Here is a 20,129-nt window from a genome sequence, read left to right as displayed (position 1 = left end):
AAGAATCATTAAGTATTTAAGCTCATTTCGGTAATGTGAAATAAAAGGTACTGCCTTCCCCGTAGTTAGATTCTACCCAGATTGTGCCGCCGTGTCGCTCTACAATCTTCTTAACAATAGTTAGCCCCGCGCCGGTGCCGCCGCCGTACTTCCCAGGAGAGTGCAGGCGTTTGAAAATCCGGAAGATGCTATCTAAATGCTTTTCCCTAATCCCAATCCCATTATCTCGCACGTAGATAGTCCAGAATTGATTTGGAGAATTTTCCATAAAATTCTTTACATTTGGGGGATGGTTGTCGAGAAAACCTACTTCTACCAACTTTTCTGGACTTTCATTAGACATCTCCAAAAATTCTTGTGGGGTAGGCATCCTGCCTGCGTTTGAGATAATTTTCTGGAGATGTCTATTGTATTTCAAAGCATTCGTAATTAGGTTCGTAAAAACTTCTTCAATTAAAATGCGATCGCCCTGCACCATTGGTAGTTTTTGTGGAATTTGAATCAAAAAATGATTATTGTCGCTGCTAATACGAAGCAGATCGGCTACGATTTGGACTAAATTATTTAAATCGATATACGCCATATTCAACTCTTGTCGCCCCAATCGGGAAAAATGTAACAAAGCGTTAATTAAATCTTCCATCCGCTTGGTGAGGCGCACCATAGTTCCCAGTTTTTCCGTTCCTTCCGCATCAAGGATATTCCCATAATCTTCCAGCAGAAAAGTTGCGTAATTGTGAATACCGCGCAAAGGTTCTTTTAAGTCGTGAGAAGCAATATAAGCAAAAGCATCCAATTCGCTATTACTGCGTTGTAATTCCAAGTTAACCGCAGCTAATTCGTCCGCTTTTCGCATGACAATTCCCACAATTGCGCTTCTCAAATCCAATGCGCCATCAATTTCCCAAGGTTGCCAAGGCAAAGATTTACCGTAAACGGTTTCTTGCCATTTTTCAAAAGATTTGCGGGGAAAAATAGTTAGGCTGCCATCTGACTCAATTCGATTAGTTTTATTCGGATTGCCAGCCCAATCTACCAATTGAATTTGTTCCGAACGAAACCACAGGATGTACTTTTGGCGGATTTTACTAATTGCTAGAGCTAATAAACCGCTACCAACTGCCTGAAAATTTTCAGATTTGGGATAAATTTTAGGTAAACAATCTGTCACAAATAAGTCTCGCTCGAATCGTTCTGGCAACCAAGCCAGTAAATCCTGAATTTGCACTATTTCTGGAGTTTTACCAATTCTAATTATCTCCTTATCCCTACAGATAGCGGCTCCTTCTGCACCTACCGCTGCTAATAAGCTGGTGCTGTTTTCCAGCAAAACATCTGTAAAATCTTCTGATTGGGAAACCGCATCAATTAATTGGGACTGCATCGACTTGATGCGAATTTTATAATCCAAATCTTCATAATCTTCTTTGCCAGCTATTTCTAAGGACATCACTTGCCCCAAAAATTCGCAAGCAGTCCGGATAGAATAGGGAATATACTTGGTTTTTTGATGATGACAAGCAATTAATCCCCACAGTTTCCTATTTTTAATTATGGAGATTGACATAGAAGCGCCCACTCCCATATTTTTGAGATATTTTATGTGAATGGGAGACACACTCCGCAGCACGCTGAAGCTTAAGTCGAGGGGAGAATTGTCTCCATCTTGGGTATGGCAGACAATGGGAACAGGTTGGTAATCAACATCAGGAATTAACCTCAACCAATTGAGAGTGTATAAGTGCTTCGCTTGTTTGGGAATGTCTGAATCCGGATAACGCAATCCTAAATAGGTTTCCCATTCATCTGGTTTATCTTCGGCAATTACTGTACCGGCTCCATCGGCATCAAATTGGTAAGCCATGACGCGATCGAAACCTGTAATCTGGCGAATTTCTGCCACAATAACTCTACATAGCTCTCGCAAATTGGCTGCTTTTTGCATTTTGGTGAGCGTACTTTTCGTCAGTTTGTGAAAGCCAAAAAAGCTCCGATCTTCTGGATGATCCGTTCGCTCGATTTCTAAAATTATTTTACCTCTATCTGAGCGATGAATAATGCCATCTAATTCAATACTTAGGCCGCCAAAATTAGCAAATAATTTTAACGGATTAATATTTTCAAAATCGCCGTTGAGGCAGTTTTGGATTTTGCCAATTTGTTCATCATCAAACAAAATGGCGAGATTTTGGCCTAATAGGGAATCTGGGGAAATGCCTAGAAATATCTCGGTGTTGTTACTGACTTGTTCCACCTGCAAATCTGGCTCCGATAGCACAAACAAAACCCCATGAGGTTGAATCGAACCGGGAAGATGAATCTGTTCGCGATCGCAATTATTTAAATTAACATTGTTAGCTGTAATAAACTCCGTTAAGTTCATATTATTTTCTCCTATTTTCGACAACATAAGCTAATTAATCGCTCTCCTATGATTCATCTTGTATGATTAAAGTCTTGTTGACAGCAAGGGCTCAATTAATTTTCGCCTGTATTAAGTATAAATAAGATCCCAAAAATTAACTAAAATATGTTCGTCCGATTTACGTATATTTACTGATGCGGACACCCTAGAGGATGGAAACTTCTACGGTTATGCGATCGCAAACCGATTGGATTCTAGTCGCCGTGCTGCCTGCGAAGCGATCGCCTCTTTTCCCTAAAACCCAATCTACATAAAGTTTCTGCCCATTTTCAGTCAGAAACTATTTTAACTCGCGTTACTTCTCTCTATACAGCAAATTACGCTCCGTAGCAACCGTACACTACACAACCAAACGCAAAACAACTATGCCTGTACTGGTTCGGGAATCTGAATATTTTTAGGGGTTAAATATTGTCAGCAATCGAAACTTATTGTATAATATCATATTTCAATGCGCGGTATATAGCAGTTTGCAGCTGAAAATTATATTCAAGTGTAGAGTAGGTTAGACACAGGCGATCGGTGAGCGGAAAAAACCGATCGTTAAAGAACTGTGCCTTAACCCATCGATCGCATTCATCTGTAATAAAAGCGAAAATTTTTTACCATAAACCCCAAACAGCCTAAAAATATTGTAAGGTGCCGGAACGCACCCTACTCCCCACTACAAACTAAATAGTGCGAAACTCTGTGGCTGAATTGTCAATTTCTCCTCCCCTGCAAATAGTTCTGGTAAAGTGGAGCCAGTACCCATCCACTTTTCATCGGCAGAATCTAGAACCTTGTGCCAATTACCGCTGTTAGCAGCAGCTTTAAAACTAACTTCTTTATCGTTGAAATTCAGCACATAAAATACCTGACTTTTATCACTCCAACGACAAACTTGCACCAGTTTATCTGTTTCATTGCACGACACCTCTAAATTTTGCTTGTCTAGCTTTTTCAGAGGGGGAAGCGTGCGGCGCAACTGAATTAAATACTGATAAAGTTCTAAGAGAACTTTGTGCTTCCCTTCTTGGCGTTTTTGCCATTTCAGTTTGGACTTAAAGAAAGTCAAGTAACTGAAGGGGTCTTGAAACTCTCCTTCCAGGTGAAAATCTTTAAATTCCTCCTTTCTGCCGTTTCTGACCGCTTCAACTAGCACTTGGTCTGTGTGACTGATGAAGTAGAGGAAAGGCGCTTCTTCACCATACTCTTCCCCCATAAAAAGTAGGGGAATATTAGGTGAAAGCAAGAGAGTGCCAGCAGCTAATTTGAGAGCTTCAAAAGAAACCAGCTTCGACAATCTTTCACCGAGCATTCGATTGCCTACTTGGTCGTGATTTTGGATGCAAACGACAAATTGGTGGCCGGGAAAATCTCTAGCATCGCTGCCATGATATCGCCGTCGGAACGGGGAAAATTTCCAGGAATAAACAAAAGTTTCCTTGATGGCTGTTGCCAGATATTCGCACTTATCGAAATCTTTGTAATAGCCAATATTCTCACCCGTTAGCAATGTGTGTAGGGTGTGATGGAAATCGTCGCTCCACTGAGCGTGAATGCCATGACCGCCTAAAGAGCGATCGCGTATCACCCGCACATCATTTAAATCGCTTTCCGCAATTAAATAAAGTTTCTTACCCAGCTGCTCGGCAAGTGCATCCACCCTTTCCGAAAGTTCGTAGAGAATGTGTTTGGCACCCAAGTCGTAAATCGCATGGACTGCATCCAAACGTAGGGCATCAATGTGATAATCTTCAAACCAATACAGCGCATTTTCGATAAAGAAATTACGCACACCTTCGCTGCGAGCATCATCAAAATTAATCGCATTGCCCCAAGGCGTTTTGTAGGTGGCTGTATAGAAAGGGCCAAAGTTACCGATGTAGTTTCCTTCTGGGCCAAAATGGTTATAAACGACATCGAGAATTACCGCTATACCCTGCTGGTGACAGGCATTCACGAGTTCCTTTAATGCTTCTGGGCCACCGTAGGAATTCTGCACCGCATAGAGATAGGCACCATCATAGCCCCAGTTGCGATTGCCTGGAAATTGCGCGATCGGCATAATTTCGATCGCATTCACTCCCAGTTCGTGCAGTTCCTTGAGTCGGGGAATAATGGCATCAAAAGTCCCTGCGGGAGTAAACGTACCGACGTGCAATTCGTAGATAATCATTTCTTCCAGGGGAACGCCAGACCACTCGCGATCGTTCCACTGCATCGTGTTGCGATCGACTACCTGAGAAGGGCCATGTACGCTCTCCGGTTGAAAGTGCGATGCTGGATCTGGTCTTTCTAGAGAACCTTCCAGCTTATAAAAATAGAGCGTTCCCGGCTCGACATCTTCAGCTGTTACTTTCCAGTATCCGCGATCGTCTTGTACCATTGGAATAAGGCGATCTTCTGGTGAAATAATTTGTACGGCTACCTCTTGAAGATAAGGTGCCCAAACGGTAAATTCGCAACGACCCTTACCCAGATAATTCGAGCCAATTTTCATCCTCAATGCCGCTTGCTCTTGTGTCATAGTAAATTTTTAGAATTCTCGTTTCAAATTTATCGGCAAACAATCAGATCCCAGCCCAGAAAACTTTCTTGCCGATTTTCCCGAATAAACAGATAGTTAACCTCTTTCTTTAGGTATAATTCCGAAAGCATATCCTTCGGAGCGCTGCCAAACCCCCACCTACAATAGACATCTCCCAAAATTATTGTGGGGTAGGCATCCTGCCCTTTAAGATTCTTTTCTGGAGATGTCTAATTAAATACCTTTAACAAAAGCCTCTAATGAACAATTCAAAATCCTACATTCTCGCCCTCGATCTCGGCACCACCGGAAATAGAGCGATTATCTTTGATAAAGAAGGTAAAATTGTCAATTCGGCATATAAAGAATTGACTCAATATTATCCGGAACCGGGTTGGCTAGAACACGACCCCAGAGAAATTTGGCAAGATACCTGTTGGGCGATGCAAACTGCTTTGCAGAAGGCGGGAATAGCTGCAACAGAAGTAGCGGCCATAGGACTAACGGTACAGCGAGAAACTTGTTTGTTGTGGGATAAAACGACAGGGCGACCGTTGTATAATGCCATAGTTTGGCAAGATAGACGGACTGCACCGATGTGCGATCGTCTCAAGCAGCAAGGTCATGCTGAAGATATCTATCAGCGCACAGGATTAATTTTAGATGCTTACTTTTCTGCCACTAAGTTAGCTTGGTTACTTGAATATATTCAACGGGAATATCCACCCATCGATTTGAATCATATTTTAGCAGGCACGATTGATGCTTGGATATTGTGGAATCTCACAGGCGGACAAGTTCACGCCACCGATGATAGCAATGCCAGCCGCACTTTGTTGATGAATTTGACAACGAGAAAGTGGGATGATAAACTATTAGAAATATTTGGAATTCCCCCTCATTTGTTGCCGAAAATTCAGCCGAGTTTGGGATTATTCGGTTACACTCAACCGGAAATATTAGGAGTTTCGATTCCGATAACTGCTATTTTGGGAGATCAACAGGCGTCGTTGTTCGCTCACGGATGCGATCGGCCCGGTTTATTGAAATGCACATACGGCACAGGTTGCTTTCTAGTTGCCCATACAGGGGATAAGATAGCGCGATCGCACAATCAACTCCTCTCCACAATAGCTTGGACACAAACAAATAAAGCCGGTTATGCCATTGAAGGAAGTATCTTCACCACAGGTGCTTGCATACAATGGTTGCGGGATGGCATTAAACTAATTACTGCCGCTAGCGATACAGAAATGATGGCGCAACGGGTAACCGATCACAACGGCGTTTACTTTGTACCAGCTTTAAGCGGATTGGGTGCGCCCCACTGGGATATGACTGCGAGGGGAGCATTTTTCGGCATTACCGCCGGAGTGCAGCGAGAACATATGGTGAGGGCGGTATTAGAAGCGATCGCATTTCAAGTCAAAGAAGTCGTAGAAGCAATTAACCAAGACAGCGATACCAATATAAATATGTTAAAAGTAGACGGGGGCGCTTGTCAAAATAACTTTTTAATGCAATTGCAAGCCGATGTATTAGGCATACCAGTAGAACGTCCCGTTATTCTCGATGCTTCCGCACAAGGAGCCGCCTTTGCTGCCGGTTTGGCAATTGGTTTCTGGCCAGATTATACAACACTAACCGCCAGTCGAGAAGTCGATCGAATTTTTCACCCTGATGAAGGAGCCACCCAAGCACAAGCGAACTACAAAAAGTGGCAAAAAGCAGTAGAAAGAGCCAAACACTGGACAGAGTAACGAGTAGTTTTCCCCCACTCTCCCACTCTCCCACTCCCCCACTCCCCCACTCCTCTGCTATTACGATCGCGAACTAACGTTCTCACTTCTCGACGCAGGCACTTTCGAGGTGGTAGACTCCTGATAGTATGCTCGTGCGTGGTGGAAGTAACTGTCCGGTTCGTTTTCGATAATCACGCCATTGACTACTAAACCGAGAATATTCTGACCCGATTGCACCAAAAAACTCTTAGCAGCAGCAGCGCTCACAGCATCCAAAACACCCGGACGAACTACGACTAAAACACCATCGCTCAATTTACCCAAACTGAGAGCGTCCGGCACAAGTACCAGGGGAGGCGTATCGATAATTACGAAATTATAATCCGTGGAAAAATCCGCAATTAAAGAAGTCATCCGCTGAGAATCCAGAAGTGCCAAGGGATTGGGAGGTATGACTCCAGATGGCAGCACATCGAGGTTATCCATCACCGATTTTACAGCCATTTTCACATCAGCTTGACCGACAATTACATCGCTCAATCCCGCCACATTAGTTAAATCCCAAATGTGATGTTGGATGGGATGATGCAGATCCCCATCGATCAACAACACCCGGCGTCCCAATTGCGCCATTGCTGTCGCCAAATTAGCCGAAACTGTGGATTTCCCTTCTTTGGAAACAGAACTTGTGACTACAATAACTTTCAAAGGGCGATCGGGACTGAGAAACTTCAGGTTAGCCTGAAGCATTCGGTAAGTTTCGCTGATAATGGAATGAGGAGAGTCTTGAACCGGAAGTGGCGGTACGATCGGATCGTGTTTGCCAAAGCGAAACCGCATTTTCTTCTTAAAAGAAGGAATCATTCCCAGCACGGTATATTTGAATATTTCCCGCACCTCTTTCGCAGTTTTCAGCGATGGATCTGCCAAATCGAAAAGGAAAGCAGTAACTACATAAAGCATTGCGCCTGCCACAATTCCCGCAGCTATAATTAATTTTCTCTTATCATCAGCAGGCATTCCAGGAATGCTAGCGTATTCAATCACGCGAGCATTACCGACATTTTGATTTTCCGCAATTTGTACTTCTTGGTAATTCTTTAACAGAATCTGATAGCTAGCTTGAGCCGCTTCTACTTGCCGTTCTAGATCCTTTTCCCCCTGTTGCAATTTGGGTATAACACTAGCTCGTTGTTGGTAAGCAGTTCTGGCGCGACTGAGGCTAGTTACTTGATTGAGCAAACCCAAACGTTCCGCTTCTGTAGTGACAAGATCTTCAGTCAGTTTTTGTTTAACATCGCCTAATTGTAAATTCCCGTTGGATACTGGTACGTCTTTGCCTAGAGTTTCTCCTACCCGTTGCTGTAGCAGAGCTTTGAGGGAATTTCTCTTATCAACCAAATCAATTATCAGAGGGTGCGTTTCCTGAAAGCGAGTGCGCTCCAGAGTCAGCTGAGCTTCCACTTTTTGGAGTTCTTCTAATGTCTGCTGAACTCCCGTAGACTGACTCGCAGAGCTGAGATTTACAGCTTGCTGAGAAGTCAAATTAATCTTTTTCTGAATTTCCGAAGCTCGCGCCGTTGCATCTGCAAGCTGAGCCTGAGCTGTGGTAAGTTGTCTGTCTATACCGGTGATAGCGTCCACAGCCATAATAGCTTCTTGTTGCAAAGCCACAATGTTGTTTTGTTCTCTATATTTGCGTAAAGCTGCTTCTGCTTGACGAACGGTAGCGAGAACTTTCGGTAACTCCTTGGCAATAAACTCCCTCGCCGCCGCCGCCTCAGCTCGGTTTGTGAGTATATTCATCTCTACGTAGGCATTCATCAGTTGGTTAACTGCATCTGCGGCTTGCTTGGGATCTCTGCTTTTATAGGTAACCTGCAAAACATCAGTTCCCTTAATTGGTTTCACACCCACCCCTACTAAAAAGGCTGCTGGCGGTATAAATTTACCTTGTGCATCTTTGAGGTTGAGCGACTCGATCGTCTTTTGGATAATTGGCATCGAAAGAAGTACCTGGGCTTCTGTGTCCACAGGTGTATTCATCATGTTTAGAGTATCCAATTGTCCGATTTTTTCTCCCGCCTCGGTTACTAGGGAAGAAGTCGTATTTTTCTTTTTAAATAAAAGCCTTCCTGCGGCTTCGTAATTAGGCTTTTTAATCAAAGCAGCTGCGGTAGCGAGTGTAACAACAAGCACAAATACCAGCCCTGATGGCAACCAGCGGCGTCTGAGGATAAGCCAGTATTTTTTAAGATCTATGTCTTCGGTGTATTGTCTAGATTCCATAAAAGTGCGATCGAGAGAGAACGTTGGGAAATTTTTGGTAAGGACAGATAGCACGGTCGCCGTAGGATTCTGGGATTCTTGTGGCTGTAAGCTTTTTGGCTCAGCCTAGATGAGTTGATTTGTGCGTAGCGAGCGATCGTATTCCTAGAGAAAAACTACTTTAACTGCATTGGTAATGCTTTTATTGTATATGTCCGAACTGAATACAGTACAATAGACATCTTCAAAAATTATTGTGGGGTAGGCATTCTGCCTGCCCTTTGAGATTCTTTTGGAGGAGATGTCTAATCCAGTCAATCTAAAATTTAGTCGATCGATCGTGGGTTCGCTCCGCCTATCTCCTTTGTTGGCACACATAAGAAGCAACCTCAGCAACCTCATATAGGCTACAGTGCAAGCTTCGCTTCCCCCTCACCCAGAGTGGGTAGAATCGATTGCGCGTACCTGGTGACGTGCCCTATATTGTGTTATCGTGGTGCGGAATAATTCCACTCCTGACTGACGGCTGTCCGGCCTATAGCTCAGACTAACGACTGAAAAAACAAGAAATAATGTAAAAACTTGTTAAGTAGCGGCGATCGCATAGCCATAAAAACTCAAGATTAACCCAAAAGTTGTTTACCATCAGCTAAAGTTGTGAATCCCGTACTGGAAAAGAGATTGGCAATTTTCGCCTTGCTAGTTTTCACAGGAGTATTAAGCATAGCAAGCTATTACAATGGCTCCGATTCGGGAGAATCTTCAGTTTCTTCCCCGTTCGACAAAATATTTTCAGTCGTAAGGTATCTCACTTACGGAGCCACTATTTGCCTACTTCTAGCACGCTTAAAAACTGTTATCCGTCCGGCTTTAAGAGACCCATTTATGTGGGGTTTGATGATAATTGTTGTCAGCTCTTTTATGTGGTCTGATTTTCCAGACATATCCCAAAAACAAGGTAGATTAATGTTGCTGACCACCTTGTTTGGGTTGTACTTGGCTTCCCGTTTTAGCGTCAAAGAGCTAGTCCGCATATTTGCCGTCGCCGTCGGTATTGCCGCCGTATTTAGTTTATTGTATTCCCTAGCATTTCGGGGAGCCGCAGTAGAAACCGGATTTAATGCGGGATGCTGGCGGGGGCCTTTTTTGCAGAAAAATATTTTTGCTCGCTTTCTGGTTGCATACGGTCTACCAATTTTACTGGTTGCCTTGGGCAGTCGCAAACACCGTTTCATATGGTGGACTGTATTCGGTATTGCGGTTCTGCTGATTCAACTGACAAATTCCAAAAGCGCCTTGCTCATTATTTTAACCCTGACCGCTCTTGTCCCTCTCTACAAAGCTTTGCGATCGACCGGCTCTATACTCGTTCCTTTTTTAATTACCATCATATTAATAGGTGGCAGTGTCCTGACATTTTTGGTGGAAAATTGGGAACCTTTTCTATTTAAACTGGGCAAAGATCCCTCCCTCACAGGTCGTACATATATTTGGGAAGCTTCCATCAATCTCATCAGCCAACGTCCTTGGTTAGGCTACGGGTTTCAAGCATTCTTCGCCGACGGCGGTGCAGGAGAAAAGGCTGTTTGGGATTACCTTCGCATCAGAGTCTCCCAAGCTCACAATGGCTTTATCAATGTAGCTGCCGAACTTGGCTTGCTGGGGCTGATGTTTTTTGTACTTAGTATGGTATCAACTTACATCCGAGGAATTACTTGGGTGCGTTTCACTAAAGACCCAGAAGATTTGTGGCCCCTTTTGTACGTCACCTATTTCTTTATGTATAACATCACCGAAAGTACCAATTTAGAAGTCAACTCTCTCCTCTGGATATTTTATTCCGCAGCCGCCTTTTCTGCCAGGACTATGCGACCGCGAGAGCCGAGTTTATTTACCCAATACCCAGAACAAGAAAGTTTAGCTGAAACTACTTAAAATTTATGTCACGCCTAACATAGACAAACATTTTCCACGATAAACCCGAAAGACCCTATGCCTGCAACTACCCAGATCGAACTAACCGAAAACACACAAAAAATGCTCCGCTGTCCGGTTTGTAAGTCAAAACTGGAATTGGCAACCGAAAAATTAAAATGCACCAATTACCAGTGCCAAACCGTGTTTCCAGTAATAGATGGCGTACCTGTTTTAATAAATGAATCAGCCAGTATTTTTAACCTCAAAGATTTTATTAATTACGAAAGTACCACTTTCAACATCAAACCGAAAACAAAAATTCAACGGTTATTGATGAATTTAGTGCCAGCAATTTCGGCCAATCTGAGGACGAAAGAGAATTATGAAATGTTTGCCCTTCAAGTTCAAAAACTAAGCCCAACCCCTAAAGTTCTCGTCCTGGGTGGTGGCATATTGGGGCAAGGAATGGAAGCTCTCTTATCAGTTCCATCAATAGAAATTGTCGGCAGCGATGTTTCTTTCGGGCCAACAGCCCAATTAATCTGCGATGCTCACGATATTCCCTTTGCCGATGCTTGCTTTGATGCCGTAATTGCCCAAGCTGTACTGGAGCACGTTGTCGATCCCCAACGATGCGTAGAAGAAATTTACCGAGTTCTCAAAGATAATGGGGTAGTTTATGCAGAAACTCCGTTCATGCAGCAAGTTCACATGGGCAGATATGATTTTACTCGCTTTACCTACTTAGGACATCGCCGTTTATTTCGCAAGTTTGAAGAAGTTTCTAGTGGAGTGGTTTGCGGGCCGGGAATGGCACTAGCTTGGGCTTATCAATACTTTTTGTTGAGTTTTGTCAAATCAACAGCCGCACAAGCATTGGTGACAGCGTTCGCCCGGTTTACATCCTTTTGGTGGAAATACTTCGATTATTTCTTAGTTGACAAACCGGGCACATTCGATGCAGCATCGGGATATTACTTTATGGGTAAAAAGAGCGATCGCATCCTTTCCGACCGAGAATTGATCCAGCTTTATAAAGGCATTAGAGGTGGCATATCCCCTGATTATTAAAAAGGAGAAATAAGGGTGGACAAACTGGCAATTTTTCACCCCACTCTCACGGGTGGTGGAGCCGAGAAAGTAATCGTTAACTTGATTGGGGGTTTTGTCGATCGCGGTGTAAATGTAGACTTAGTTTTAGTTAGGGCAGAAGGGCCTTTCCTTGCTCTCATACCGCCAGAGGTGCGAGTCGTCAATTTGGGGTACAAACGACTGCTACTGAGTATGCCTGCCTTTGTACGTTATCTCCACCAGTCACAACCAACAACTCTACTCACCGCTTTTGAAGATACTAATTTAATCGCTCTGTGGAGTCGCAAATTAGCTGGCGTATCTACCCGTATAGTAGTGAGCGTACATAACACTCTTTCCTGGGAATCTCAAATCACAACGCAAGGGATAAAAAGACGAATAGGGCCTTATTTAGCACGCTGGTTCTATCCCCAGGCAGATGCAGTTGTGGCGGTATCCCAAGGCGTTGCAGAAGATTTGGTGAATCTGGGTTTTAGGTCGGACAATCTGAAAGCGATCTACAATCCGGTTGTCACCCCAGAGCTTTTCCAAAAAATAACTGAATTTCCCCAACACCCTTGGTTTGCGCCCGATTCGCCGCCAGTAATTTTAGGTGTGGGACGTTTAGAGAAGCAGAAAGACTTTCCTACACTTATTCGCGCTTTTGCAAAAGTACACAGCCAGCGTCCGGCTAGGCTGATAATCTTGGGTGAGGGGATCGATCGCCCCTACTTGGAGGCTTTGGTGCGCGAGCTGGGTGTCGCGGAAAATGTCGCTTTACCTGGGTTTGTGGCGAATCCCTACGCTTATATGGCGCGATCGGCAGTATTTGTACTTTCCTCCTTATTTGAGGGACTACCCACTGTACTTATTGAGGCTATGGCGGCGGGAACTTCCCCTGTCTCTACCGACTGCAAAAGTGGCCCAGCAGAGATTTTAGAGAATGGGCGGTATGGAAAGCTAGTACCTGTAGGGGATACGGAAGCTATGGCAGAGGCAATTATCAGCACTTTAGATCGTCCCGTAGATGCAAAATTGCTACAACAAAAGGCGGCTGAGTTTTCTTTAGAAAAGGCTGTCGCACAGTATTTAGAAGTGTTGCAGGTTGAGTCGCATTCGGGAAATCGAAAGTATGGAAATTAAAAAGGTTTTAGTTAGTGGAGATGCCTTGTTTTTAGAGCGCTATCAGCTTCTATTCAAAGCGATGTCTCCCCATGTCGATCGCTTGGAGTATCTAGCGCAAGGTAATTTAACCCAAACTAGGCGATCGCAAAAAATCAAAAACTTATTACCTAAGTTTCTCCTCAAGCCAGCCGAGAAGTTTTTTCGCAAAAATCAGCAAACATTTATTAAAAAATCTCAAGAGACGGAGCAGAAAATTAGAGAATTTGAGTTTAGACCCGATTTAGTTTTTCATTTATTTGCCTTGTATTGTCCATTTTGGGATAAATTCGACATTCCTTACGCGATGTACCTGGATTATACTATGGCTCTGGCTGCGAAAAATTGGTCGGCTTGGGCTCCTTTCAGTAACGCTAAAGAACTTGATTTTTGGCTAGACTGCGAACGTCTGGCTTACGCACGCGCTTATCATATTTTGACGATGAGTAATGTCGTAAAAACTTCTTTAATCGAAGACTACAGCATAGAACCTCAAAAAATAACAGTTGTAGGTGCTTCTGCCAATTTTCCAGAACCTTATAAAGGGGAGAAAAGCTTTGGCAGTAAGCGAATTTTGTTTAACGGTTCTGATTTTGAAAGAAAAGGAGGAGATTTACTATTGGCCGCCTTTAAAAAGGTGAAACAGGCACTTCCCGATGCTAAGTTGACGATCGTCGGTAAAAAAATGTCAATCGATCGGGATGGTATTGAAAATCCCGGTCATGTTTCATCTCGTTCGGATATGCGCGATTTGTTTCTGAACACAGATTTAGTCGTTTCACCGGCCTATTGCGATCCTTTCCCAGTCTTTTTATTGGAGGCGATGAATTATGGAGTTCCTTGTATTGTCTCTGCCCAGGATGGAATGCCAGAAATTGTCGATAACGAAGTGAACGGTGTGGTTATTCCTCAGCCTACACCTGAAGTTTTAGCTGAACGCATCATGGCGTTACTCTCCGATAATTATATGTTGGTATCGATGTCGGAAAAAGCACGCGACAAGATGAAAAATTGCATGAATTGGAATCATATAGCTAACAAGATATTACAGGTTTTGAAAAATTGTGAAGCGAGTCAGTAATTATGCCAAATACAATCGCCGCCATTACAACTAACGTTCGCAGTTTTCTATGGAATAACCTGCCTTGGTTAGGTAATTTTGTCCGCTCGATCAAAGGAAATTTAAATAAATTTGAAGGAGGGACAGATCACGTTCCGTCGCAAGTAGTTGATGTGTTAGAAAGGTACAGTCAACTGATTGGCGATCGCAACTTTCCTGTGACGGGAAAAGTCTGTTTGGAGTTAGGGACGGGAAACTCGCCCGATATTGCTTTTTTGATGCTACTCGCTGGCGCGAGTCGATCGATCATGGTGGATACAGAACCTTTTATGAAGGTTCCGTTTCAGGAAGGGAAGGAATACGAGGAACTGGTAAGTTATTTGAGGAGTATAGAGACCGATCGCATCAAATTTCCACAACTTACCGCCCATCTAAACGGCGTCGATTTGAACGAAATTGCGCGTCGGTTAGAATACGTTAATTACGATGGCGTACACCTCCCATTACCCGATGCTTCCGTAGATATAATTTACAGCAAATCCGTACTGGAACACGTTCGGGAACCAGCGCAACTATTTCAAGAATTGCGACGTATTTCCAAACCGGAAGCTATCCACTTGCACATCGTCGATTTGCGCGATCACTTCCATATTAAAGATGACAACACCGTCAATGGAAATTGGCTGGAATTTTTGGAATACGACGAAGAAGCTTGGGCGCGACGATGCGTCAAAACTCATGGGTGGTGCAATCGCTTGCGCTTACCATCTTGGTATCCGATCGTTCAAGAATCGGGTTTTGCAATTCTCCAAGAAAATATTGTACGTATCCCCCTGCCAACTCAATCATTGCCCGATACAATTAAATCTGTGAAAGATTTGGACGCCGCTTGGTGGTGGGTACTTTTACAGCCTCAAGGGAGTAAAACATGAAGGATAAACCTTTAGTTAGCATCCTCATTAACAACCATAACTACGCAGGCTTCTTGCCAGATGCTATTGACAGCGCACTGCAACAAACTTATCCCCATACAGAAGTAATTGTGGTGGATGATGGTTCCACTGACAATTCGCGAGAAATTATCGCCAGTTACGGGGATAAAATTATTCCATTGCTAAAGCCAAATGGCGGACAAGTTTCGGCGTTCAATGCGGGTTTTGCCGCCAGTCGGGGTGATATTATCTGTTTTTTGGATGCCGACGATCTCTATTTGTCAAAAAAAGTAGCAGAAGTTGTAAATGCTTTGGGCGATCGGCAAGACTTGGGTTGGTGTTTCGATCGCCTCAAATTTGTGGATGTGAATTTGAAGGATATCGCCGACAATAAATCTATTCCCGATCACTATGCAGGTACAGTTCGGGAGTACGATTTGCGAGAAAAAACCAAACAAGGCAAACCAGGTAAAAATTTTCCCTACTCTTCTACTTCAGGGATTTCTGCAAGGCGATCGCTCCTCCAAAAAATTTTACCAATACCCGAAAAAGACCAATCAACTTTGCTCAACGAAACCTTTCTAATCTTTCCATCATTATTTCTGAGTAAAGGCGTTGTCGTGTATAAAGAATTGGGTTTTTATCGGATACACGGTAATAACGCTAACGCTACCACTAAGGACAAATTGCGACCAGCCAGAATCTCAATCCTTCACGCCTATTGGATACGGGAGAAATTCCCATCTTTGTATAAGTATACTAATTGTCTTATGGGGGCGGGTATAGGTGTTTGTCAAGCGAATGGAGGTATCGAGGCGCAATATCAGCCACTTGTCCAAAGTTATCTTTCTTCCGTGACGCTACCGGAAAAACTGGAAATTTACGTGAGGGCTGGGTTGAATTTTGTCAAAAGTAAAGTTTTGGATACAACCAGTCGATCTGCTTAGCGTTGCAGCCGCTGATGGTACAGAATTTTTTCCACTCTTCCACTATGAGTAATTACTGTACCTTACCCACTCTCAAAGGCCAAGGCAGCGCGTTCGCCTTAGCCTATAGCGTTCCGTAGGCATTAGCATTCGGGCAAAAAGATTGTTGACGATCGCGATTAATATTTCTACACAAACTACTATATATAACTAAACTTTTCAACTTAAATCCCACATTCCCCATCCCCTAGATGTAGTGTGTCGCACCTTCTATTTGTCTCATATTTAGTATAGGACAAATCAACTAAACCCTATATGTAACAAGCAAAAACTCTCACCACACTACTTTGAGCGTGTGTGACACTTTAGGGTGCGGAATGTGGGTTAAATAATTAATCATATTTAAGATAAATAAAAAATTATAACGCCTCTATCTAAAGACGTGTTTTTAAATGTATAAAAAGACCGTTGACACATTTGGTATCATATGTATCTAAGTAAAGAGAAGCTCCAACATATCAATACCATTGCCCACGAGGGTAAAGTAGTAATTGTTGCCACCGATGCCGATGGTAAAATTTGGTACAGCGTCAAACAAGACGGTTTTGAAGACAGCTACCTCAACACACCACCGGAACAAAGAACAGGTTGGGAAAGTTGGCAAGAATTAGAATTTCCCAATGAAGACGATGACCAGTCAGTCATCGACCAAGAAACCGCAGAATTGACCGATATGGCCAATTCTAGTAGTTTTGTTTTACGTTCTCGCTACAAAACCTTCGACCAAACTGCCGTTGCACCTGTACAACTGATTTCTGCCTTGGGTCATGTTTATGTGTTCCGCCAGTCCAAATCTAATACTCTACTGGTAGACCGATTTGTGTTAGATGGCATGACTAACAAGCTGAACCGCAAACTAGAAGTACGGTTTAAGCGCAGTCGCCAGAAACACGAAGCCAGTAAAAACATGAAAAAAGGAGCCAGTGGACTTACTAATATTGACACCCTGGACTTCCGCGACATTAATGGGAAATTTTTTTACGAACCCACCACTGAATTAAGTTTAATCAATAACCTGCAAAACGGCTGGTTTTCTGTTGTTTTAGTTCCCACTATTGAAAATGACGTTTATCGCTGGCATATTTTTGCCTACAACAGCCAAAGCAAGAAAGTCGAACTGACAACTCTGCTAATGTCAGAAGAGGGGCTGTTTGATGTGCAAGATTACACCGTTTTTGAAGAATCAAATGATAATCTGATTCCTCGTAGTCTTGCCGGGATTATCAAACGCACCTTAGATTTAGGAACTCTGACGGTTGTTAGCGGTTTAAGCGCTACGAAATACGACGTACAACGGGAACAGCAAACCGACGACGGGATGCAGTTATTACGGGATAGTACCAAAGTCATGTTAGCCATTCCCATGAGTACGGGGAATGTGGCAGCCTTCAGTTTTGCCGTAGCAGGCGATGGTACATTGTCGCAAATTGCTCCCACGGCGACGGAGAAAATTTGGCGCAATACGGCTCGTCAAGTTTTATTACCCTTAAACAACTTAGATAACGTCAAAATCATTGGCACAACCACCCCACCGCCCCAAGGACAGATTGCTTGTTTGCAACAGGGAGAAGAAGATGCAGTCAATGTCGTTTCGTCAACGGTAACTAACCTCGATCCCACAAAAATTAACCAAGTGAAAATTAGTGGAACTCGCAACTACAATAGCTTCCAACAAGGCATCACCAAAATAGATGATAATGTCTTTGAAGTGACACCACCGAGTCCAGTGTTAGGAAACTGGGAAGTTATCCCCGAAGAACAAACGGGGTTAGTTTTTAATGGTGCGGTAACGGGTTGTGAAATTACCAGTACCGGGAAATTAAGAATTACCGCCTTCAATCACGGTTTAAATACTGGGGAATCAGTCCAGATTGTCGATACCAGAGATTATAACGGCACCTACACCGTCACGAAAATTGACGATAAAACCTTCAGCCTCGATGATATTAAATGGCAAACCGGAACTGCCGTTAACCTAAAAATGGAATCGCTGAAACGGCGGGGTTTGGTTTTTGATGGGGTGAATGATTATGTAGCTTTGCCGGATAATCCTGATTTCCACATTACCACCTACACCGTAGAAGTTTGGATTAAACCTGAGAATCCTCTTGATGCTTGGCAAGGAATCATCGGCAAACCGGGTCGGAATTTTAATATCTGGTTAAACAGTAATGGATTCATTCACCATCGTTTCCATACTTCATCATCAGGTAATGCTGGAGCTCCTGATACACCCAATGGTGCGATTACTTGGAATCAATGGAATCACGTCGCTATTACCAACGATGGCACCACAGCCAAAACCTACATCAATGGCAAACTGATTACCCAAGGGCCTACAGGTGGCAGTTTGATTGTAGATAAAACACCTCTATACATTGGTTGTAGTTTAGATGGGGCAGGAATTAATTATTTCAAGGGTCAAATCGCCGATGCTCGACTCTGGAAAATCGTCCGCACAGAAGCCCAGATCAAAGATTCTATGTACCTGCAACTGACTGGTAAAGAGGTCGGTTTAGTCGGTTACTGGCGATTAGGTGCGGTGGTTGAAGAAGATAAAGAATGTCGAGTCCTCGATTTTTCCGTGAATAACAATGATGGCATTGTTTATGGCGGTGCTTATGTCAGCGCTGTTTCCCTATCCCGCAACCTTCCAGGTACAACAACTCCCGCAATTAAGTACGAAAATGAGGAACTATTCGCTGTCTCTGAAGGGGCGACATACTCCGAAGAATTTGAGTTTAAAGTGACTCCGGCGGTCAATCCGAATAATGTGGATGGAGCCAATGGCAAAATTTTTGCGATTACCTACAAAGGCAAAAATAATCGCAGTTCTTTAGATTGGATTAATATTACGCCCAATGCCACCGAATTTATTGATATCGGTGGAGGATGGTATCAGGCTAAATGCCGCTTTGTGGTTCCCGATGGCGTGTCTTTAGTACGTTCTTTTGGCATTGGTAATCTCAAAGGCACTTGGACAACATTAGATATTCGCAAACAAACGATTCAGTTAATATCTGATGTGATTACCGAAGCTCGATATACGGACACGGTTAACCTGACAACTTTGGCTGATAATCAATTGTCCTTAGAAGGCAAAGTGCCAATGTTGCGGGTGAAAGAGCAACAAGAAGGGACGATTATTGTCGAAAAACGAGACATAGAAAGCAAACTGGCGGCTATTATTGCTCAGGAACAAATTTCAGCCACCCAACTTCCCATCTTAATCAGTGCCAAAAAAACTGAAATCAGCAATCAACAAGCTCTCATCAGTAGTCTCCAAAATCAACTGAATCAATGCCAGACAAATTATCAGGCAGAAGTTAATAACTTGTTTAACTACTGGTGTAAAATCATCTGTCGAGACTATGCTGAACAATGGACAGCCTATTTCGATCGTTTCACTGAAATACTGGCGGGTAATGATAATATCGCCGACAAGACCATTGACTTCAAATTTGAAGCGGTTGATTCCGGTTATTATCGCATTATTAGCTCCTACAGCGATCGCACCCTAAAAATTCCTGTTGTGGGCGAGCCGACAAAAGGGGATCTGAATGCTGATATGAACTCTCCGAATTACCATTGGAAGTTGGAGAAAAATTCTGAGGGATACTGGATCATTCGGAGTCGTCAGGACAATAATAATGTTTGGGACTTTTACGCTGGTCATTACGATCGCCGGATTGGGATTTGGCCAGCTCATTACCAATGGCATCAACAGTGGAAAATTGTCAATCTTGGTCGAGTCAGCAATAATAACATTGCCAATGCCAAACAAGCCCTAGACAATAAAACCATTGAGTTACAACGAGCGCAAGAAAAATTAACTCAGTTGCAAAATGAACTGAAAATTCTAGAAACTCCTAGCGCAGACCTGGCGGCGCAGAAAACCCAACTGCAAAATCGTCTCCAACAAGTCGTTGCTCTACTCACTTCAGTTCAAACGGAGATCAACACCTTAAACACCGACTTTCTCAATAGACATCTCCAAAAATTGCCAAAGCCTTTATAATATTGGTTTTTGACTGCCTGCCCCCTAAAGGGCAGGC

The 20,129-nt window shown here is 43.3% G+C and carries 11 protein-coding genes; 8 read left to right on the top strand and 3 right to left on the bottom strand.

Going from position 1 to position 20,129, the window contains the following annotated elements:
• Positions 1–22 precede the first annotated feature (22 nt).
• The gene (locus H6G03_RS21560) at positions 23–2,383 is read right to left on the bottom strand and encodes an ATP-binding protein (RefSeq protein ID WP_190468175.1); all 2,361 of its coding nucleotides are present in this window, start codon (positions 2,381–2,383) and stop codon (positions 23–25) included.
• A gap of 706 nt (positions 2,384–3,089) precedes the next feature.
• Complete coding sequence (gene treZ, locus H6G03_RS21555; RefSeq protein ID WP_190468237.1) at positions 3,090–4,910, bottom strand: malto-oligosyltrehalose trehalohydrolase; 1,821 nt, start codon at positions 4,908–4,910, stop codon at positions 3,090–3,092.
• A 287-nt stretch (positions 4,911–5,197) separates the two neighbouring features.
• On the opposite strand from treZ, the gene glpK reads away from it, so the two are divergent.
• Positions 5,198–6,697 carry a glycerol kinase GlpK gene (gene glpK, locus H6G03_RS21550; RefSeq protein WP_190468172.1) on the top strand — a complete coding sequence of 500 codons (1,500 nt, stop codon included), beginning with the start codon at positions 5,198–5,200 and terminating at the stop codon, positions 6,695–6,697.
• 60 nt (positions 6,698–6,757) lie between these two features.
• On the opposite strand, the gene H6G03_RS21545 is transcribed toward glpK, so the two are convergent.
• A complete protein-coding gene (locus H6G03_RS21545; protein WP_190468169.1) occupies positions 6,758–8,968 on the bottom strand; it encodes a GumC family protein in 2,211 nt (736 codons plus the stop codon).
• Positions 8,969–10,156: 1,188 nt separating this feature from the next.
• Here H6G03_RS21545 and H6G03_RS21540 point away from each other — a divergent pair.
• From H6G03_RS21540 to H6G03_RS21510, 7 genes are all read left to right on the top strand, one after another.
• A complete protein-coding gene (locus tag H6G03_RS21540) occupies positions 10,157–10,882 on the top strand; it encodes an O-antigen ligase family protein (RefSeq protein ID WP_407650758.1) in 726 nt (241 codons plus the stop codon).
• Positions 10,883–10,939: 57 nt separating this feature from the next.
• Positions 10,940–11,935 (top strand): methyltransferase domain-containing protein, encoded by a 996-nt coding sequence (locus H6G03_RS21535; protein ID WP_190468162.1) that lies wholly within the window; start codon positions 10,940–10,942, stop codon positions 11,933–11,935.
• A 15-nt stretch (positions 11,936–11,950) separates the two neighbouring features.
• Positions 11,951–13,078 (top strand): glycosyltransferase, encoded by a 1,128-nt coding sequence (locus H6G03_RS21530; protein WP_190468159.1) that lies wholly within the window; start codon positions 11,951–11,953, stop codon positions 13,076–13,078.
• Positions 13,068–14,177 (top strand): glycosyltransferase family 4 protein, encoded by a 1,110-nt coding sequence (locus H6G03_RS21525; protein WP_190468157.1) that lies wholly within the window; start codon positions 13,068–13,070, stop codon positions 14,175–14,177. Before H6G03_RS21530 ends, H6G03_RS21525 begins: the two co-directional genes overlap by 11 nt.
• A gap of 2 nt (positions 14,178–14,179) precedes the next feature.
• Positions 14,180–15,088, top strand: a complete 909-nt coding sequence (locus H6G03_RS21520) for a class I SAM-dependent methyltransferase (RefSeq protein ID WP_190468154.1) — start codon at positions 14,180–14,182, stop codon at positions 15,086–15,088.
• Complete coding sequence (locus tag H6G03_RS21515; RefSeq protein ID WP_190468152.1) at positions 15,085–16,035, top strand: glycosyltransferase family 2 protein; 951 nt, start codon at positions 15,085–15,087, stop codon at positions 16,033–16,035. The genes H6G03_RS21520 and H6G03_RS21515 overlap by 4 nt, the downstream gene beginning before the upstream one ends.
• A gap of 466 nt (positions 16,036–16,501) precedes the next feature.
• Entirely contained in the window at positions 16,502–20,092 is a 3,591-nt protein-coding gene (locus tag H6G03_RS21510; RefSeq protein WP_190468149.1) for a LamG-like jellyroll fold domain-containing protein, read from the top strand.
• Positions 20,093–20,129: the final 37 nt, after the last annotated feature.

Origin of the sequence: Aerosakkonema funiforme FACHB-1375 (assembly GCF_014696265.1) — a bacterium.
GTDB classification, from domain to species: domain Bacteria; phylum Cyanobacteriota; class Cyanobacteriia; order Cyanobacteriales; family Aerosakkonemataceae; genus Aerosakkonema; species Aerosakkonema funiforme_A.
This window is presented reverse-complemented; position numbering and strand designations above follow the sequence as displayed.

Excerpts from the sequence above, each read along its gene's own strand:
- H6G03_RS21560 (WP_190468175.1), bottom strand. The coding sequence starts at position 2,383 with ATGAACTTAACGGAGTTTATTACAGCTAACAATGTTAATTTAAATAAT.
- treZ (WP_190468237.1), bottom strand. The coding sequence starts at position 4,910 with ATGAAAATTGGCTCGAATTATCTGGGTAAGGGTCGTTGCGAATTTACC.
- glpK (WP_190468172.1), top strand. The coding sequence starts at position 5,198 with ATGAACAATTCAAAATCCTACATTCTCGCCCTCGATCTCGGCACCACC.
- H6G03_RS21545 (WP_190468169.1), bottom strand. The coding sequence starts at position 8,968 with ATGGAATCTAGACAATACACCGAAGACATAGATCTTAAAAAATACTGG.
- H6G03_RS21535 (WP_190468162.1), top strand. The coding sequence starts at position 10,940 with ATGCCTGCAACTACCCAGATCGAACTAACCGAAAACACACAAAAAATG.
- H6G03_RS21525 (WP_190468157.1), top strand. The coding sequence starts at position 13,068 with ATGGAAATTAAAAAGGTTTTAGTTAGTGGAGATGCCTTGTTTTTAGAG.
- H6G03_RS21520 (WP_190468154.1), top strand. The coding sequence starts at position 14,180 with ATGCCAAATACAATCGCCGCCATTACAACTAACGTTCGCAGTTTTCTA.
- H6G03_RS21515 (WP_190468152.1), top strand. The coding sequence starts at position 15,085 with ATGAAGGATAAACCTTTAGTTAGCATCCTCATTAACAACCATAACTAC.
- H6G03_RS21510 (WP_190468149.1), top strand. The coding sequence starts at position 16,502 with ATGTATCTAAGTAAAGAGAAGCTCCAACATATCAATACCATTGCCCAC.